Here is a 17824-nt window from a genome sequence, read left to right on the forward strand (position 1 = left end):
TATTTTCAAAGAAATGGATATCATAACTCCATGAGCACAATCGACAATTTCGACGCGCATACGCCAATGATGCAGCAGTACCTGAAGCTGAAGGCACAGCATCCGGAAATTTTGCTGTTTTACCGTATGGGCGATTTTTACGAGCTTTTTTATGACGATGCGAAACGTGCGTCTCAGCTGCTCGACATTTCCCTGACGAAACGTGGCGCGTCAGCAGGCGAGCCCATCCCGATGGCAGGTATCCCGCATCACGCGGTTGAAAACTATCTGGCGAAGCTGGTGAACCAGGGTGAGTCTGTCGCTATCTGCGAACAAATTGGCGACCCGGCCACGTCGAAAGGCCCCGTTGAGCGCAAAGTCGTACGCATCGTGACGCCGGGAACCATCAGTGATGAGGCCCTGCTTCAGGAGCGCCAAGATAACCTGCTGGCGGCGATCTGGCAGGACGGTAAAGGGTTTGGCTACGCCACGCTGGATATCAGCTCCGGTCGTTTTCGCCTGAGTGAACCGGCTGACCGTGAAACCATGGCGGCTGAACTACAGCGCACCAATCCGGCAGAACTGCTTTATGCAGAGGATTTCGCCGAGAGGGCGCTGATTGAAGGTCGCCGCGGCCTGCGTCGTCGTCCACTGTGGGAGTTCGAAATTGATACCGCGCGCCAGCAGCTGAACCTGCAATTTGGCACGCGAGATTTGATTGGCTTTGGCGTAGAAAACGCCCCGCGCGGGCTGTGTGCCGCAGGCTGCCTGTTGCAGTACGTTAAGGATACGCAGCGTACCGCCCTGCCCCATATCCGTTCCATTACCATGGAGCGTCAGCAGGACAGCATCATCATGGATGCCGCCACGCGCCGCAACCTGGAGATCACTCAGAACCTCGCTGGCGGCATGGAAAATACGCTGGCGTCGGTTCTCGACAGCACGGTTACCCCCATGGGCAGCCGTATGCTCAAACGCTGGCTGCATATGCCGATCCGCAATACCGACACGCTGATCGGCCGCCAGCAAACCATTGCCGCATTGCAGGATCGTTACACCGACTTGCAGCCGGTGCTGCGTCAGGTGGGTGATCTTGAGCGTATCCTGGCGCGCCTGGCACTGCGCACCGCGCGTCCACGCGATCTTGCCCGTATGCGTCACGCGTTCCAGCAGTTGCCGGAACTGCGTGCTCAGCTGGGAGAGATCGACAGCGCGCCAGTGCAGAAGCTGCGCGAAACCATGGGCGAATTTACCGAGCTTCGCGAACTGCTGGAACGCGCCATCATTGATGCGCCGCCTGTTCTGGTGCGGGATGGCGGGGTTATTGCTCCAGGTTATAACGAAGAGCTGGACGAATGGCGTGCGCTGGCCGATGGCGCGACGGATTATCTGGATAAGCTGGAAATCCGCGAGCGTGAACGTCTGGGGCTCGACACCCTGAAAGTCGGCTACAACGCGGTACACGGTTACTATATCCAGATCAGCCGTGGGCAGAGTCACCTGGCGCCGATTCACTACGTTCGCCGCCAGACGCTGAAAAATGCCGAGCGCTACATTATTCCCGAGCTGAAAGAGTACGAAGACAAAGTGCTCACGTCGAAAGGTAAAGCGCTGGCGCTGGAGAAACAGCTGTATGACGAGCTGTTTGACATCCTGATGCCGCACCTGGCTGACCTGCAACTGAGCGCCGCTGCGCTGGCCGAGCTGGATGTCCTGGTAAACCTGGCCGAGCGCGCCGATACGCTGAACTACACCTGTCCGACCTTTACTGACAAACCCGGCATTCGCATTACCGAAGGCCGCCACCCGGTGGTTGAGCAGGTGCTGAACGAGCCGTTTATTGCCAACCCGTTGAACCTGTCACCGCAGCGAAGAATGCTGATCATTACCGGTCCCAACATGGGCGGTAAAAGTACCTATATGCGCCAGACAGCCCTTATCGCGCTGCTCGCCTACATCGGCAGCTACGTTCCGGCGCAGAAGGTTGAGATTGGCCCTATCGACCGTATCTTCACCCGTGTGGGTGCTGCGGACGATCTGGCGAGCGGTCGCTCTACCTTTATGGTCGAGATGACCGAAACCGCCAACATTCTGCATAACGCGACAGAGAACAGTCTGGTGTTGATGGACGAAGTAGGACGCGGTACCTCCACCTATGACGGCCTGTCCCTGGCCTGGGCGTGCGCGGAAAGTCTGGCAAATAAAATCAAGGCGCTGACGCTGTTCGCAACGCACTATTTCGAACTGACACAGCTGCCAGAGAAAATGGAAGGCGTGGCTAACGTCCACCTTGATGCGCTTGAGCACGGCGACACCATCGCCTTTATGCACACGGTGCAGGACGGCGCGGCAAGCAAGAGTTATGGCCTGGCCGTCGCGGCGCTGGCGGGCGTGCCAAAAGAGGTGATCAAGCGCGCGCGTCAGAAACTGCGTGAACTGGAAAGTTTGTCACCGAATGCGGCGGCGACGCAGATAGATGGTACGCAGATGTCACTGCTGGCGGTCCCGGAAGAGACCTCTCCGGCCGTGGAAGCGCTGGAAAATCTCGACCCGGATACCCTGACGCCGCGACAGGCGCTGGAGTGGATTTATCGGTTGAAGAGTCTGCTTTAGTTCTCTGCGGTCTTTTTTGCCGGGTGGCGGCTTCGCCTTACCCGGCCTACAAAACCCGTAGGCCCGGTAAGCGTAGCGCCACCGGGCAAAGGACCGCACAATATTATCGCCCGGTAAGCGCAGCCGCCACCGGGCTTTTTTTACAGCAGCGGCGGGATCGTCGGCACCTGCGGCGCCTCATCAATATCCTTCTGCGTCATGCGGAACGCTTCCGGGTAATGCTCGCGGCTGGTACGGCGCAGCGGTTCGGTATCGCGCCAGGTATACAGACAGTGCTGACACTGGTATACCGTCCAGACACCTTTCACCGGTGATGTTGCCATCACTTCAATATGTTCATCGGCACAACGTGGACAAATCATTTTTTCCTCCTTATTGACGTGCCGCCAGCATCGCGGTCAGTTTTTCGGCCCAGGCTTTGGTTTCAGGGAGATCCTGTACCGGCTGGCTGTAGTGACCACGGTTGTCCGGGGCAACAGGGGTGGTGGCATCAATGATCAGCTTGTCAGTGATCCCCGCCGGGCTGGAGCCGGGGTCAAGCTCGAGCACAGACATATTCGGTAGCTGTACCAGATCGCCTGCCGGATTGACCTTCGATGACAGCGCCCACATCACCTGCGGCAGGTTAAACGGATCGACATCTTCATCCACCATAATCACCATCTTCACGTAACCCAGACCGTGTGGCGTGGTCATGGCGCGGAGCCCGACCGCACGGGCAAAACCGCCGTAACGCTTTTTAGTGGAGATAATCGCCAGCAGACCGTGGGTGTACATGGCGTTTACCGCCTGCACTTCCGGGAATTCAGCCTTCAGCTGCTGATAGAGCGGTACGCAGGTGGCGGGCCCCATCAGATAATCAATCTCGGTCCACGGCATGCCCAGGTAGAGAGATTCGAAAATCGGTTTAGTGCGGTAAGAAACTTTGTCGATACGCACAACCGTCATGTTGCGCCCGCCGGAGTAGTGACCGGTAAACTCACCGAAGGGCCCTTCAATTTCACGTTTCCGGCCTTCAATCACCCCTTCCAGGATCACTTCCGACCCCCACGGCACATCGAAACCGGTCAGCGGAGCCGTCGCAATCGGATACGGGCTTTCACGTAGCGCACCGGCCATCTCATACTCGGACTGATCGTATTTCAGCGGCGTGGCGCCCATCAGGGTGATGATCGGATCGTTACCCAGCGTAATGGCAATTGGCAGGTCTTCGCCGCGCTCTTCTGCCTTATGCAGATGCAACGCAATATCGTGCATCGGCACCGGTTGCAGGCCGAGCTTACGCTTGCCCTTCACTTCCATACGATAGATCCCGACGTTCTGCTTGCCGAAGTGATCGGGGTCGAGCGGATCGCGGGAGACAACGCATGCTTTATCGAGATAAAAGGCCCCGTCACCGTCGTTCAGGCGGAACAGCGGCAGAATGTCGAACAGATTAATGTCTTCCCCGTCCACCGTGTTCTGCGCCCAGGCCGGGTTTGCACGACGCTCTGGCGCGACGGGAAATTTGTCCCAGCGACGAATAAACTCGTCGATCTGTTTTTTCACCGGGGTATTCGCCGGCAGCCCCATCGAAATAGCGTGGTTTTGCCACGAGCCGATAGTGTTCATCACCACACGGGCATCGGTGAAACCGCGAATATTATCGAACCACAGCGCAGGCGCGCCATCGCCAATGCGCCCGGTAGCGTTGGCGGCCGCCGCTAAATCCGGCTCAGCGTTTACCTCTTCCTCAATTTTCAGCAGCTGCCCTTGCTCATCGAGCGCCTGCAAGAAGCTTCTCAAATCATCAAATGCCATCTTTATTCTCCTGTGAAAAATGTTTCGCTGCCTGCAAACCTTCCCAGCGCCGGGCTTTTTTATGCTCCAGACCGAACTGGTCGAGAACGCGGGTCACGATATGCTGGGTAATGTCATCGGCGGTTTGCGGGTGGTTGTAGTACGCAGGCATAGGCGGCACCATCGCCACGCCCATGCGGGAAAGGGCAAGCATGTTCTCGAGATGGATGGTGCTGAGCGGCGTCTCACGGGGAACCAGCACCAGCTTGCGTCCCTCTTTCAGCACCACGTCTGCCGCACGCCCTACCAGCCCTTCGGCGTAGCCCGCGCGGATACCCGCCAGCGTTTTCATGCTGCACGGGATGACGATCATGCCGTCGGTGCGAAACGAGCCGGAGGAGATGGTGGCAGCCTGATCGGCCGGGCTATGGACGACATCCGCCAGGGCAGCAACGTCATGCGCAGTGAAGGGCGTTTCCAGCTCAATCGTGGTTTTTGCCCACTTCGACATCACCAGATGCGTTTCCACCTCCGGCATTTCCCGCAGCGCCTGCAACAACGCCACGCCTAATGGCGCACCCGTTGCGCCCGTCATTCCCACAATCAATCTCATTCAGCACCTCAATAAGTTTGTTCGTATACGAACATATTAATTAACCTACGCCTCGATCCTGCTGCTGACAAGATCGTTCGCATACGATCACACTAATCGCTAAAAAACTCTCGCGTTAAAATTCAGCCCGAGAGCGGCTATCATAGAGGGAGTATTTTTCCGTCGGAGTGTCCATGGAGTTAAGACAAGAAGCTTTTCACCTGCTACGTCAGCTTTTTCAACAGCATACCGCCCAGTGGCAGCACGCATTGCCCGAACTGACAAAGCCACAGTATGCGGTGATGCGGTCAATTGCTGAAAATCCTGGCATTGAGCAGGTTGCCCTGACTGAAGTCGCGGTGAGCACCAAAGCGACGCTGGCAGAAATGCTGAGCCGCATGGAAGCACGCGGCCTGGTCAGGCGCGAGCACGATCCGGCGGACAAGCGCCGTCGGTTTGTCTTTCTGACGGCCGAAGGTGAGGCCCTGCTTGAGAGCAGTAAACCGATTGGAAATGAGGTGGATGAGACGTTTTTAGGGCGCCTTAACGGCGCGGAACGAGAGCAATTTTCAGCGCTCATTAAAAAGATGATGCAGGATTAAGTAACCCTGACGCGCATAAAATCAATAAATGTTCGCACTTTCGCGGGCACATGCCGGGCATCAGGATAAACGGCATAGATGCCCTGCTGAGCGAACGTGTACGCCGGTAACAGCGAGACCAGTTCCCCTGCATCCAGTGCGTTTCGCACCAGCCACTCCGGCAGCAGCGCCACTCCACATCCCGCGAGGGCAAAAGCCATCAGCGCCTGGGCGCTGTCTGCATACAGGCGCGGCGCTTTCTTGATCTCAAAGGAAACCGGCTGCCCATCAACGCCTCTCATCTGCCAGCGCAGCGGCGAGGTTAAACGCTCGTGAATGATCCAGTCCGCTTCCGCCAGCTGCTCCAGCGAGTTAACCGGATGGTTTGCCAGCCAGCCTGGCGTTGCCACGGGCAGGATGGTGAAGGAGGTCATCAACGCGGCGTGGTAGCGCGAATCTGCAAGCGTGCCGAGCCGGATAGCGACATCGAAGCGCTCGGCGATAAGATCGGCATGCAAAGAGGACGAGACATGCCGCACGCGGAGGTCCGGGTGCAGCTGGCTAAATTCAGCCAGCAAAGGCACCACCACCTGCGAGCCATATTCGGGCGTGGTGGTGATCCGCAGTTCTCCCGTCAGCCCGGCGTGGTTGGCGCGAACATCATCCTGCAATCGCTCTGCATCCCGTAACAGCATCACGCTTCGTTGATGAAAGAGCTTCCCCGCCTCGGTCAGCGTCAGGCGTCGGGTGGTTCGCAGCAACAGGGTGACGCCCAGCTCCTCTTCAAGCTGACGAATATGAAAGCTGACCACCGCTTTTGTCAGCCCCATCGCCTCCGCCGCGGCGGTGAAACTGCCGGTGTCCGCTACGGCGATAAACATCGCCGTACGCTGTAAATTAAGCATCGCTTGCCTGGTTAACTGTCAAAATAATGTTGACAGTATATCGTGCTTTGTCGCGTTTATCCGTAACGCGCGGACCGATACGATACGCCACCTCACCGGAGGAACTTCCATGACGTATCGCAGCAAAATCGCCGTCGTCTTTCTGCTCGGCTTTTTCCTTGATTTGATAAACATGTTTATTGCCAGCGTCGCCTTTCCGGCGATGGCTCGCGCTTTCAATACCACACCTTCCGCGCTTACCTGGGTAAGTAACGGATACATTGCCGGACTGACGTTAGTCATCCCTTTCAGCAGTATCCTGACGCGCCGCGTCGGGCCGAAACGCGTTATCCTGCTCTCACTGCTTCTCTTTAGCGCGGCCTCCGTTGCGGCGGGTCTCTCCTCTTCGCTGGAAAGTCTGATTGCCTGGCGAGTCGTACACGGCGCCGGAGGCGGTTTACTGATCCCGGTTGGTCAGGCGCTGACCTGGCAACAGTTTAAGCCTCATGAGCGGGCCAGACTCTCCTCGGCGGTGATGCTGGTCGCGCTGCTTGCCCCCGCCTGCTCACCGGCTGTGGGCGGCATGCTGGTTCAGACATTCAGCTGGCGCTGGATATTTTTTGCCACCCTGCCCGTCGCCATTGTCACCTTTGCTTTGGCCTGCGCGTGGCTTAAAACAGAACCGTCGCCGATAAACACCACCAGGGCAGTAAACCTGTCTTTGCTGACGGATCCGCTGTTGCGCTTATCCATGCTTATCTATGTGTGCGTACCCGGCATCTTTATCGGCGTGAACGTAACGGGCATGTTTTACCTCCAGAGCGAGGCCAATATGACGCCCGCTGCAACGGGCATGCTTATGCTGCCGTGGTCTGTGGCTTCGTTTTTGGCTATCACCGCGACAGGACGCTATTTCAACCGTATCGGCCCCCGGCCGCTGGTGATCATCGGTTGCCTTTTGCAGGCGACGGGCATTCTGCTTTTAGTTAACGTCGGCCCGGCTATGCTGTTACCTGCCGTTGCATTTACGTTGATGGGCGCGGGGGGAAGTCTTTGCAGCAGTACGGCTCAGAGCAGCGCGTTTTTGACGATGCGACCGGAAGATATGCCCGATGCCAGCGCGCTATGGAATCTGAATCGTCAGTTGAGCTTTTTTGCGGGCGCCCTGCTGCTGGCGCAGGCGCTGAGCTTCATGCAGGATTATCTCGCGCCGCTGGCCGCCTGGCACGGGATGTTTGTTTTTGCCGCAGCCATCACCCTACTGCCCGTACTGTACGTCTACCTTCTTAACAACACGCAGTTACTTGCGCAACTGCAACAGGAGCAACCATGACCCATTTCGAACAAGAGATCCTCGACATTCACGTCGCCCTTGAAAACTGGTTAGGGGCAGGCGAAAGCGATCGGGACGCCCTGCTCGCCCGTTTCCGTCCGGATTTTCTGATGGTTCCACCGAGTGGCAACCCTTTAGATCATCACGCGCTTGCCCAATTTTTATATGCGCAGCGGGGAACCCGCCCCGGGCTCAGGATCGACATTGATGCGTTAACAACGCTTCAGACATGGGACAACGGCGCGGTGCTCCATTACCGGGAGACGCAAACCCGGCCAGGCCAGGCCGTCAACGTGCGCTGGTCAACCGCGGTGCTTAATCAGGAAGGGGATAACATCACCTGGCGTTTGCTGCACGAAACGGCGCAGCCGTAAGGCATAAAAAAGGCCCGTCTCACGACGGGCCTTTTCTGACGAATGGTTGCTTACTCGCGGAACAGCGCTTCGATATTCAGACCTTGCCCTTGCAGGATTTCACGCAGGCGGCGTAGGCCTTCAACCTGAATCTGACGAACACGTTCACGGGTCAGGCCAATCTCACGGCCGACGTCTTCCAGTGTCGCAGCTTCATACCCCAGTAAACCGAAACGACGTGCCAGCACTTCACGCTGTTTAGCGTTCAGTTCGAACAGCCATTTGACGATGCTCTGTTTCATGTCATCGTCCTGCGTGGTGTCTTCCGGGCCGTTGTCTTTTTCATCGGCCAGGATGTCCAGCAGCGCTTTTTCGGAGTCGCCACCCAGCGGGGTGTCAACCGAGGTAATGCGCTCGTTGAGACGCAGCATACGGCTTACGTCATCAACCGGTTTGTCGAGTTGTTCTGCAATCTCTTCCGCACTTGGCTCGTGGTCCAGTTTATGGGACAACTCGCGCGCGGTACGCAGATAAACATTCAACTCTTTGACGATGTGGATCGGCAGTCGAATCGTACGGGTCTGGTTCATAATAGCCCGTTCGATGGTCTGACGAATCCACCAGGTCGCGTAGGTTGAGAAACGGAACCCGCGTTCCGGGTCAAACTTCTCAACTGCGCGGATGAGACCTAAGTTGCCCTCTTCAATCAGATCCAGCAGAGCCAGACCACGATTGCCGTAACGGCGGGCAATTTTCACGACCAGTCGCAGGTTACTTTCGATCATGCGACGACGCGAGGCAACATCACCACGCAAAGCACGACGTGCGAAATAGACTTCTTCTTCGGCCGTTAGCAGTGGGGAGTAACCAATCTCCCCAAGGTAAAGCTGAGTCGCGTCCAGCACACGCTGTGTGGCACCCTGCGATAACAGCTCTTCTTCAGCCAAATCGTTATCACTGGGTTCCTCTTCTACTAAGGCTTTTTCGTCAAAAGCCTCTGCTCCGTTCTCATCAAATTCCGCGTCTTCATTTAAATCATGAACTTTCAGCGTATTCTGACTCATAAGGTGGCTCCTACCCGTGATCCCTGGACGAGACACCCTGGCTGGCATGTCCCATCAATTTATCGCTGCGGTAAATATTGCAGCGGGTTTACGGATTTCCCCTTGTAACGAATTTCAAAATGCAAGCGTGTAGAACTGGTTCCGGTGCTACCCATGGTAGCGATTTTTTGCCCCGCCTTAACTTCTTGTTGTTCCCGGACCAGCATAGTGTCGTTATGGGCGTAGGCACTCAGGTAATCATCATTATGTTTGATGATAATAAGATTACCGTAACCGCGCAGTGCGTTACCGGCATAGACAACGCGCCCGTCTGCGGTCGCGATGATTGCCTGTCCTTTACTGCCTGCGATATCGATCCCTTTGTTGCCCCCCTCAGAGGTAGCAAAGTTCTCGATAATCTTGCCGTCAGTTGGCCAGCGCCAGGTGGTGATTGACGAGCTGGCATTCTGACTGCTTGCAGTCGGTACAGTAGAGCTAACCACAGGTGCCGTAGTCGGTGCTGTGACAACAGTCGCAGTACCTTTATTATTCGGCAACATTTTGTTAGCACTCTGATCACCTGAATCCTCAGAATACGTAATTACAGGTTGTGAAGCAACCACCGTGGTGGATTTTTGTGCAGGCTTAACGCTGTTATTTTGAGCCGTCACATCTGCCGCTGAAACCGTGTTGCCAGGCGTCAGTGGGGTACCCGTTGCATTGCCTACCTGGAGCGTTTGCCCGACTTCCAGACCATACGGGGCCTGGACGTTGTTTCGCTGTGCCAGATCGCGGAAATCGTTCCCGGTGATCCAGGCAATATAGAACAGCGTATCGCCGCGCTTCACGGTATAGGTGCTGCCGCCGGTATAGCTACCTTTCGGAATGTTCCCATACTTACGGTTATACACTATGCGGCCATTTTCGGTCTGAACAGGCTGATCCACTGGCTGAATCTGCGAAGGCTGCGTAACTGGACGCTGAACCGGCTGGATCTGCGGAGTTTGCTGCGCCGTGGACGTGCCCATTTTAGGCGGAGGGGTAATCAACATTCCGCTGGACGTGTTACCCGAGCCGCTGGTTCCATTGACGGAACTGACGGGCGCAGGTGCATTGTCAGAACTTGTACAGCCTGCCAGCCAGAGCGAAACCAGTGATAATGCCGCAACACGGCTGATGGTGAATTTTGGGCTTCCCGCGCTCATTTATCCCCCAGGAATGTGTTAACTACCAGTGACTTAAAAATAACCGTGATGGCACGAACCTATCGCGCCACACCATACGCTGAATTTGCCTCAATAACCCTGGAAAAATCCGAGTCTCAGGCCAGCTCGCCCTTAACCAGGGGCACAAAGCGCACGGCTTCCACGGTATCGATAATAAACTCGCCGCCGCGTCGACGAACGCGCTTTAAAAGCTGCTGCTCATCGCCGACGGGCAAAACTAGAATGCCGCCCTCGTCCAGCTGCGAGAGAAGTGCAGCGGGAATTTCAGGTGGCGCGGCCGTGACTATTATGGCGTCAAACGGGGCGCGAGCCTGCCAACCCTGCCATCCATCGCCGTGGCGTGTCGATACATTATGTAAATCAAGCTGTTTCAGGCGACGGCGCGCCTGCCACTGCAAGCCTTTAATCCGTTCCACGGAACAGACATGGTGCACAAGGTGGGCCAGGATCGCGGTCTGATACCCTGAACCGGTGCCAATTTCCAGCACCCGGGAGTCTGGCGTTAACTCCAGAAGCTCCGTCATACGCGCCACCATGTAAGGCTGCGAAATCGTCTGGCCTTGCCCGATGGGCAGCGCCACGTTTTCCCACGCTTTGTGTTCAAACGCCTCATCTACAAACTTCTCACGGGGAACCTGGGCAAGCGCATCCAGCACCTGCTCGTTGGCGATCCCCTGTGCGCGTAATTGTTCCAGAAGAGTTTGTACACGTTTACTTACCATTGCGCGTTCACTCCGACCCGATCTAACCAGTCCGACACCACATCATGCGCGCTATAAGCGGTTAAATCTACGTGCAACGGCGTAACGGAAACGTAACCCTCATCCACCGCAGCGAAGTCGGTGTCTGGCCCGGCATCGCATTTATCTCCCGGCGGGCCGATCCAGTACAGGGTATTGCCGCGCGGATCCTGCTGGGGAATAACCTGATCGGCCGGATGGCGACTGCCGCAGCGCGTCACGCGGATCCCTCTAATCTCGTCCAGCGGGAGATCCGGCACGTTAATATTGAGGATACGTCCGGTACGCAGCGGCTCGCGGCCAAGCGCACGGAGAATGGAGCAGGTCACCGCGGCGGCAGTGTCATAGTGGGTGTGGCCGTTTAACGAGACCGCCAGCGCCGGGAAACCCAGGTGACGCCCCTCCATCGCCGCGGCCACGGTGCCGGAGTAAATCACATCATCGCCAAGATTCGGCCCGGCATTGATGCCGGAGACCACAACATCCGGCCGCGGGCGCATCAGCGCATTTACGCCCAGAAACACGCAGTCGGTCGGCGTCCCCATCTGGACGGCAATATCGCCATTCTCAAAGGTAAAGGTGCGAAGTGAAGACTCCAGCGTCAATGAGTTAGACGCGCCACTGCGGTTACGATCGGGAGCCACGACCTGCACATCCGCAAATTCGCGGAGGTGTTTCGCCAGCGTCTGAATACCTGGCGCATGGATCCCGTCATCGTTACTCAGCAATATTCGCATAATCACCCGACGTGTTGATAAGTTCCCTGACAACACTGGTGGCAAAGCTACCTGCCGGCAGCCAGAAGCGTAACTCGACGGTTACGTCATCCCACCAGTTCCAGCTCAGCTGTTGCGGGTAGAGGAGCATCGCACGGCGCGCCGCCTCGACTTTTTCCCGCACCAGCAATGATTGTAATTCTGGCGCATCCGCCACCGCTGACTGCTCAGCGGCCAGCGCCTCGCCCTGGGTTCCCCAGTCGCCTGAGCCCGGCAAGGCGGCGGTAATCATCAGCGATTTAGCGTCCACGCGCGACTGGGCATCGGCCATCTCATCGGCCGTTGCCACAAACCAGCTTCCGCGTCCCGCTAATTGTAGCGCATCGCCGACAACAACTTGATTCGCGTCCGGTTTTTTCAGCCGTTCGCTCACAATCTGATTAAACAACGCACTGCGGGCTGCCGACAACCAAAAACTGCGTTTATTCCTGTCGCGCACCGGCGCGCTGCTTTGCGCCCAGCGCAGCGCGCCCAGCAGGTTGCTGCCACCAATGCCAAAGCGCTGTGCGCCAAAATAGTTTGGCACGCCGCGTTCGGTAATGGCCTTAAGGCGTTTTTCAACGTCATCGCGGTCGGTCACTTCACGCAGCACCAGCGTGAAATCGTTGCCTTTCAACGCTCCCGGACGCAATTTGCGTTTGTGGCGGGCATACTCCAGTACCTTACAGCCCTCAAGCTCAAATTTGCTTAAATCGGGCATGGCATTGCCGGGCACGCGGGCGCAAAGCCACTGTTCGGTCACGGCATGCTTATCCTTTTGACCGGCAAAGCTCACCTCGCGGGCGTGAATGTTGAGGAATTTTGCCAGCGCGTCCGCCACGAAGCGGGTGTTGCAGCCGTTTTTCAGAATGCGCACCAGGATGTGCTCGCCTTCGCCGTCCGGCTCAAAACCCAGATCTTCCACTACCACGAAATCTTCAGGGTTGGCTTTCAGCAGACCCTTGCCCTGCGGTTTGCCGTGCAGATACGTCAGGTTGTCGAAATCCGTCATTTGACCGCCTTCACCAGCAGCGCCACGGCTTCACAGGCAATGCCTTCGCCACGACCGGTAAAGCCCAGCTTCTCCGTGGTGGTCGCTTTGACGTTGACGTCGTCCATATGGCAGCCCAGATCTTCAGCGATAAACACGCGCATCTGAGGGATGTGCGGCAGCATCTTCGGTGCCTGAGCAATGATCGTCACATCAACGTTGCCGAGGGTGTAGCCTTTGGCCTGAATACGACGCCAGGCTTCGCGCAGCAGTTCGCGGCTGTCTGCGCCTTTAAAAGCAGGATCGGTGTCCGGGAACAGTTTACCAATGTCGCCCAACGCGGCGGCACCCAGCAGCGCGTCGGTCAGCGCATGCAGCGCCACGTCGCCATCAGAATGCGCCAGCAAACCTTTTTCGTATGGAATGCGCACGCCGCCAATGATAATTGGGCCAACGCCGCCAAAGGCGTGTACATCAAAACCGTGTCCAATACGCATTATGCCTTCTCCTGAGGGGTCGTACGGGTAAGATAAAATTCCGCGAGCTGTAAGTCTTCCGGGCGCGTCACTTTTATATTATCAGCGCGCCCTTCAACAAGCGTTGGGTGGAAACCGCAATACTCCAGCGCCGAGGCTTCGTCCGTAATGGTCGCACCTTCTTTGAGCGCACGCGTTAAGCAGTCGTGAAGTAATTCGCGGGGAAAAAATTGTGGCGTCAGCGCGTGCCATAAATCCACGCGCTCGACGGTGTGGGCAATCGCCGGTTTACCCGGTTCGGCACGCTTCATGGTGTCACGCACCGGGGCGGCCAGAATGCCGCCCACGTTACTGGTTTCACTCAGGGCCAGCAGACGTGACAGATCGTCGTGATGCAGACAGGGACGCGCGGCATCGTGCACCAGCACCCACTGCGCGTTCCCGGCAGCCTGAATGCCCGCCAGAACAGAGTCGGCCCGCTCGGCGCCGCCGTCAACAACGCTAATCTGAGGATGATGTGCCAGCGGGAGTTGCGCAAAACGCGCATCGCCGGGGCTGATGGCAATAACCACGCGTTTCACCCGGGCATGCGCCAGCAGCGCTGCCACGGCGTGCTCGAGGATCGTTTTATCACCAATTGAGAGGTACTGCTTGGGACACTCTGTCTGCATGCGCCGGCCAAAACCTGCGGCCGGCACCACGGCACAGACGTCCGAAAAAGTTGCTGCCATGTCGTAATCCTGGGCCTGATTATCGATTGTTTTGTGCGGAGCCCTGATTGCGTTTAGACGCATCCGGAACCAGGCGATAAAACGTTTCGCCCGGCTTAGTCATACTGAGTTCATTGCGTGCGCGCTCCTCAATCGCCTCCTGGCCGCCATTGAGGTCATCAATTTCAGCAAAAAGTTGATCGTTACGCGCTTTAAGTTTGGCGTTTGTCGCCTGCTGTGCCGCGACGTCATCGCTCACCCGGCTGTAGTCGTGCAGTCCGTTTTTGCCGAACCACAGCGAATATTGCAGCCAGACCAGCAAAGCCAGCAACAGCAGCGTTAGTTTACCCATCCTGCCCCCTGAAAAAACGGCATCATCATCCCATAACTTTCCGCTGGACTCTACTGCGGGGTTTTAATTATGCCGTAAGTTAGCCCATCAGCCATAAAAACAGCAGGCCAAAGATGACCACAACGGTGGCGATAGTGATGAAAGTACTATACAGGAGCTTGCCGTTGAAAAGGGAGTGCAGCGCCACGCCCACAACCACCGCAACGGGCATCAGCGCCAGAAAGAAAGGCCAGGTATAGAGGAAGAAAAAGAGGGTGTTACCACCGTAGATCAAAAACGGGATACCCAGCGCCAGTAACCACGACACGAAGCCGACTATCGCCCCAGGGAAGGACCAGGTCGTCTCGTCGTCGGTCGTTAACGGTTCCGACCCGGTGGTAATCATGTAGTTTTCACTGTTGCGCATAGCTAATCCTGTGACCGTGACTCATCGCTCGGGAAGACAGCTCCCGAACGATACCGTCTCAGGATCTGATAATATCGTCCCGTCTGAGCAGGTCTAATAATTGGCTTACTAAATTTGTTACCAATTGTTGACCTTGCAGATGAATCTCAGGGGATTCAGGCGCTTCGTAAACCGAGTCAATGCCGGTGAAGTTTCGCAGCTCTCCCGCGCGGGCTTTTTTGTACAGCCCTTTTGGATCGCGCGCTTCGCAGATTGCCAGCGGGGTATCCACAAACACTTCAATAAAGCGATTCTGCCCAACGCGCTCACGCACCATCTGACGTTCGGCGCGGTGCGGTGAGATAAACGCCGTTAGCACCACCAGCCCGGCATCCGCCATCAGGCTGGCGACTTCCCCTACCCGACGAATGTTCTCTTTACGGTCTTCATCGCTGAACCCTAAATCGCTGCACAGGCCGTGACGCACGTTGTCGCCGTCCAGCAGGTAGGTGCTCACCCCCTGCTGATGCAGCGCCTCTTCCAGTGCGCCTGCCACCGTGGATTTACCGGAGCCAGACAGCCCGGTAAACCACAGCACAACCCCACGGTGACCGTGGAGCTGTTCGCGCTGGGCGACGGTGACCGGATGAGGATGCCAGACGACGTTCTCATCATGGGCGGCCATCACTTGCCTCCCAGCAGATCGCGTGCGCCCCAGTGCGGGAAGTGCTTACGCACCAGCGCGTTCAGTTCCAGCTCGAAGGCGCTGAACTCAGACGTCACGCTCGCCTGCGCGTCAGGCTCGCGCACCATCCCCGCACCGACGGTGACGTTGGTCAGGCGGTCAATGAAGATCAGCCCGCCCGTCACCGGGTTCTGCTGATACGGATCCAGCACCAGCGGCTCGTCGAAGGTCAGGTCCACCAGACCGATGCCGTTCAGCGGCAGCTCGCTCACGTCACGGTGGGTCAGGTTGTTGATGTCCACCTGGAACTGAATGCCGTCCACGCGGGCGCGGGTTTTCTTGCCGGCGATTTTAATGTCATAGCTCTGGCCTGCGGTCAGCGGCTGTTCGGCCATCCACACTACATCCACGGATGCGCCCTGCACCGCCGCCAGCGTTTCCTGCGCGTCGACCAGCAGGTCGCCGCGGCTGATATCAATTTCGTCTTTCAGTACCAGGGTTACCGCTTCACCTGCCCCGGCTTCGTCCAGATCGCCATCAAAGGTGACGATTCGGGCAATGGCCGATTCCACGCCGGACGGCAGCACCTTGACGCGCTGGCCCACCTTCACTGCGCCGGAGGCAATCGTGCCCGAGAAGCCGCGGAAATCGAGGTTCGGACGGTTCACGTACTGCACCGGGAAGCGCATCGGCTGGGTATCGACCACGCGCTGAATTTCAACGGTTTCCAGCACTTCCAGCAGCGTCGGGCCGCTGTACCACGGCATGTTCGCGCTCTGAGAGGCGACGTTATCCCCTTCCAGCGCCGACAGCGGCACAAAGCGAATATCGAGGTTGCCCGGCAGCTGTTCAGCAAAGGTCAGGTAGCTCTGGCGGATCTCGTCGAAACGCGCTTCGCTGTAGTCCACCAGATCCATTTTGTTCACCGCCACCACCAGATGCTTGATCCCCAGCAGCGTAGAGATAAAGCTGTGACGACGAGTCTGATCCAGCACACCTTTACGGGCGTCGATCAGCAGGATCGCCAGGTCACAGGTGGACGCGCCGGTCGCCATGTTACGGGTGTACTGCTCGTGCCCCGGGGTGTCGGCGATAATAAATTTGCGCTTTTCGGTAGAGAAGTAGCGATAGGCGACATCAATGGTAATGCCCTGCTCGCGCTCCGCCTGCAAGCCGTCCACCAGCAGCGCCAGGTCGAGTTTTTCGCCCTGGGTGCCGTGGCGTTTGCTGTCATTGTGCAGGGAAGAGAGCTGATCTTCGTAGATCTGGCGCGTGTCGTGCAGCAGACGACCAATCAGGGTACTTTTCCCGTCATCCACGCTGCCGCAGGTCAGGAAACGCAGCAGGCTTTTGTACTGTTGGGCGTGCAGATAAGCTTCTACGCCGCCTTCATCGGCAATTTGTTGGGCAATAGTCGTATTCATGGCGGCTCCTTAGAAATAACCCTGACGTTTCTTCAGCTCCATGGAGCCTGCCTGGTCGCGGTCAATCACGCGGCCCTGTCGCTCACTGGTGGTCGACACCAGCATCTCCTCGATGATCTCGGGCAGCGTCTGCGCACTGGATTCCACCGCGCCGGTCAGCGGCCAGCAGCCGAGAGTACGGAAACGGACCATCTGTTTTTTGATCACTTCGCCCGGCTGTAAATCAATGCGATCGTCGTCGATCATCATCAGCATGCCGTCGCGCTCCAGCACCGGGCGCTCGGCCGCCAGATACAGCGGAACGATCTCAATATTTTCCAGATAGATGTACTGCCAGATATCCAGCTCGGTCCAGTTGGAGAGCGGGAAGACGCGAATGCTTTCGCCCTTGTTGATCTGGCCGTTGTAGTTGTGCCACAGCTCCGGACGCTGGTTTTTCGGGTCCCAGCGGTGGAAGCGGTCGCGGAAAGAGTAGATACGCTCTTTGGCGCGGGATTTCTCTTCGTCACGTCGCGCGCCGCCGAAGGCCGCATCAAAACCGTATTTATTCAGCGCCTGCTTCAGCCCTTCGGTTTTCATGATGTCGGTATGCTTGGCGCTGCCGTGCACGAACGGGTTGATGCCCATCGCCACCCCTTCCGGGTTTTTGTGCACCAGCAGCTCGCAGCCGTAGGCTTTGGCGGTACGGTCACGAAACTCGTACATCTCGCGGAATTTCCAGCCGGTATCCACGTGTAACAGCGGGAACGGCAGCGTACCCGGATAAAACGCTTTGCGCGCCAGGTGCAGCATGACGCTGGAATCTTTACCGATGGAGTACATCATCACCGGGTTAGAAAACTCGGCGGCCACTTCGCGGATAATGTGGATACTTTCCGCTTCGAGCTGCCGCAGGTGAGTAAGTCGTTTTTGGTCCATAACCG

General features: G+C 57.3%; 21 protein-coding genes. 5 read left to right on the forward strand and 16 right to left on the reverse strand.

Translation table 11 applies throughout. The annotated features are described in order from the left end of the window. Window positions 1-30 precede the first annotated feature (30 nt). Window positions 31-2592, forward strand: a complete 2562-nt coding sequence (gene mutS / locus KTH07_RS15635; RefSeq protein WP_075606813.1) for a DNA mismatch repair protein MutS — start codon at window positions 31-33, stop codon at window positions 2590-2592. A gap of 140 nt (window positions 2593-2732) precedes the next feature. On the opposite strand, the gene KTH07_RS15640 is transcribed toward mutS, so the two are convergent. From KTH07_RS15640 to KTH07_RS15650, 3 genes are read right to left on the reverse strand one after another with little or no spacing between them, the layout of a single operon-like run. Continuing rightward, a complete protein-coding gene (locus KTH07_RS15640; RefSeq protein ID WP_003862116.1) occupies window positions 2733-2954 on the reverse strand; it encodes a non-oxidative hydroxyarylic acid decarboxylases subunit D in 222 nt (73 codons plus the stop codon). 10 nt (window positions 2955-2964) lie between these two features. After that, window positions 2965-4392 (reverse strand): non-oxidative hydroxyarylic acid decarboxylases subunit C, encoded by a 1428-nt coding sequence (locus tag KTH07_RS15645; protein WP_217310796.1) that lies wholly within the window; start codon window positions 4390-4392, stop codon window positions 2965-2967. Then, window positions 4382-4984 (reverse strand): non-oxidative hydroxyarylic acid decarboxylases subunit B, encoded by a 603-nt coding sequence (locus KTH07_RS15650; RefSeq protein ID WP_003862111.1) that lies wholly within the window; start codon window positions 4982-4984, stop codon window positions 4382-4384. The genes KTH07_RS15645 and KTH07_RS15650 overlap by 11 nt, the downstream gene beginning before the upstream one ends. Window positions 4985-5157: 173 nt before the next feature. Between KTH07_RS15650 and KTH07_RS15655 the strand changes: the two genes are divergently transcribed. Then, on the forward strand, window positions 5158-5565 hold the full coding sequence (locus KTH07_RS15655) for a MarR family winged helix-turn-helix transcriptional regulator (RefSeq protein WP_023304324.1): 408 nt from the start codon (window positions 5158-5160) through the stop codon (window positions 5563-5565). Here KTH07_RS15655 and KTH07_RS15660 read toward each other — a convergent pair. Next, on the reverse strand, window positions 5562-6449 hold the full coding sequence (locus tag KTH07_RS15660) for a LysR family transcriptional regulator (RefSeq protein WP_023304325.1): 888 nt from the start codon (window positions 6447-6449) through the stop codon (window positions 5562-5564). The genes KTH07_RS15655 and KTH07_RS15660 overlap by 4 nt on opposite strands. A gap of 109 nt (window positions 6450-6558) precedes the next feature. Here KTH07_RS15660 and KTH07_RS15665 point away from each other — a divergent pair, with 109 nt between their 5' ends. Together KTH07_RS15665 and KTH07_RS15670 are read left to right on the forward strand one after the other, a co-directional pair. Beyond that, window positions 6559-7761: an MFS transporter gene (locus KTH07_RS15665; RefSeq protein WP_063162077.1), complete on the forward strand. Its 1203-nt coding sequence runs from the start codon at window positions 6559-6561 to the stop codon at window positions 7759-7761. Continuing rightward, on the forward strand, window positions 7758-8135 hold the full coding sequence (locus tag KTH07_RS15670; protein WP_045331246.1) for a DUF4440 domain-containing protein: 378 nt from the start codon (window positions 7758-7760) through the stop codon (window positions 8133-8135). Before KTH07_RS15665 ends, KTH07_RS15670 begins: the two co-directional genes overlap by 4 nt. 50 nt (window positions 8136-8185) lie before the next feature. Here the strand turns inward: KTH07_RS15670 and rpoS are convergent, their stop codons facing one another. Together rpoS and nlpD are read right to left on the reverse strand one after the other, a co-directional pair. Continuing rightward, window positions 8186-9178: an RNA polymerase sigma factor RpoS gene (gene rpoS / locus KTH07_RS15675; protein ID WP_013098493.1), complete on the reverse strand. Its 993-nt coding sequence runs from the start codon at window positions 9176-9178 to the stop codon at window positions 8186-8188. A 59-nt stretch (window positions 9179-9237) separates the two neighbouring features. Further along, window positions 9238-10311, reverse strand: a complete 1074-nt coding sequence (nlpD, locus tag KTH07_RS15680) for a murein hydrolase activator NlpD (RefSeq protein ID WP_223230139.1) — start codon at window positions 10309-10311, stop codon at window positions 9238-9240. On the opposite strand from nlpD, the gene KTH07_RS23505 reads away from it, so the two are divergent. Continuing rightward, a complete protein-coding gene (locus tag KTH07_RS23505; protein WP_223230135.1) occupies window positions 10244-10384 on the forward strand; it encodes a peptidase in 141 nt (46 codons plus the stop codon). The two genes, nlpD and KTH07_RS23505, sit on opposite strands and share 68 nt — an antisense overlap. Window positions 10385-10478: 94 nt before the next feature. On the opposite strand, the gene KTH07_RS15685 is transcribed toward KTH07_RS23505, so the two are convergent. The 10 genes from KTH07_RS15685 to cysD form a co-directional block, all read right to left on the reverse strand. Beyond that, window positions 10479-11105, reverse strand: coding sequence for a protein-L-isoaspartate(D-aspartate) O-methyltransferase (locus KTH07_RS15685; RefSeq protein ID WP_015571709.1), 627 nt, complete (start codon window positions 11103-11105; stop codon window positions 10479-10481). After that, window positions 11099-11860 carry a 5'/3'-nucleotidase SurE gene (gene surE / locus KTH07_RS15690; protein ID WP_032619144.1) on the reverse strand — a complete coding sequence of 254 codons (762 nt, stop codon included), beginning with the start codon at window positions 11858-11860 and terminating at the stop codon, window positions 11099-11101. The genes KTH07_RS15685 and surE overlap by 7 nt, the downstream gene beginning before the upstream one ends. Then, a complete protein-coding gene (truD, locus tag KTH07_RS15695) occupies window positions 11841-12890 on the reverse strand; it encodes a tRNA pseudouridine(13) synthase TruD (protein WP_032619143.1) in 1050 nt (349 codons plus the stop codon). Before truD ends, surE begins: the two co-directional genes overlap by 20 nt. Next, the gene (ispF, locus tag KTH07_RS15700; RefSeq protein WP_015571711.1) at window positions 12887-13366 is read right to left on the reverse strand and encodes a 2-C-methyl-D-erythritol 2,4-cyclodiphosphate synthase; all 480 of its coding nucleotides are present in this window, start codon (window positions 13364-13366) and stop codon (window positions 12887-12889) included. The genes truD and ispF overlap by 4 nt, the downstream gene beginning before the upstream one ends. Beyond that, on the reverse strand, window positions 13366-14076 hold the full coding sequence (gene ispD / locus KTH07_RS15705) for a 2-C-methyl-D-erythritol 4-phosphate cytidylyltransferase (protein ID WP_032619142.1): 711 nt from the start codon (window positions 14074-14076) through the stop codon (window positions 13366-13368). Before ispD ends, ispF begins: the two co-directional genes overlap by 1 nt. Before the next feature lie 19 nt (window positions 14077-14095). Beyond that, on the reverse strand, window positions 14096-14407 hold the full coding sequence (gene ftsB, locus KTH07_RS15710; protein WP_003862095.1) for a cell division protein FtsB: 312 nt from the start codon (window positions 14405-14407) through the stop codon (window positions 14096-14098). 79 nt (window positions 14408-14486) lie between these two features. After that, on the reverse strand, window positions 14487-14813 hold the full coding sequence (locus KTH07_RS15715; RefSeq protein WP_023304328.1) for a DUF3561 family protein: 327 nt from the start codon (window positions 14811-14813) through the stop codon (window positions 14487-14489). Window positions 14814-14871: 58 nt separating this feature from the next. Beyond that, window positions 14872-15477: an adenylyl-sulfate kinase gene (cysC, locus tag KTH07_RS15720; protein ID WP_023304329.1), complete on the reverse strand. Its 606-nt coding sequence runs from the start codon at window positions 15475-15477 to the stop codon at window positions 14872-14874. Next, window positions 15477-16901: a sulfate adenylyltransferase subunit CysN gene (gene cysN, locus KTH07_RS15725; protein WP_023304330.1), complete on the reverse strand. Its 1425-nt coding sequence runs from the start codon at window positions 16899-16901 to the stop codon at window positions 15477-15479. The genes cysC and cysN overlap by 1 nt, the downstream gene beginning before the upstream one ends. A gap of 9 nt (window positions 16902-16910) precedes the next feature. Then, a complete protein-coding gene (gene cysD / locus KTH07_RS15730; protein ID WP_006811770.1) occupies window positions 16911-17819 on the reverse strand; it encodes a sulfate adenylyltransferase subunit CysD in 909 nt (302 codons plus the stop codon). Window positions 17820-17824: the final 5 nt, after the last annotated feature.

This window comes from Enterobacter cloacae complex sp. ECL72 (assembly GCF_019056635.1).
GTDB lineage: Bacteria > Pseudomonadota > Gammaproteobacteria > Enterobacterales > Enterobacteriaceae > Enterobacter > Enterobacter hormaechei_C.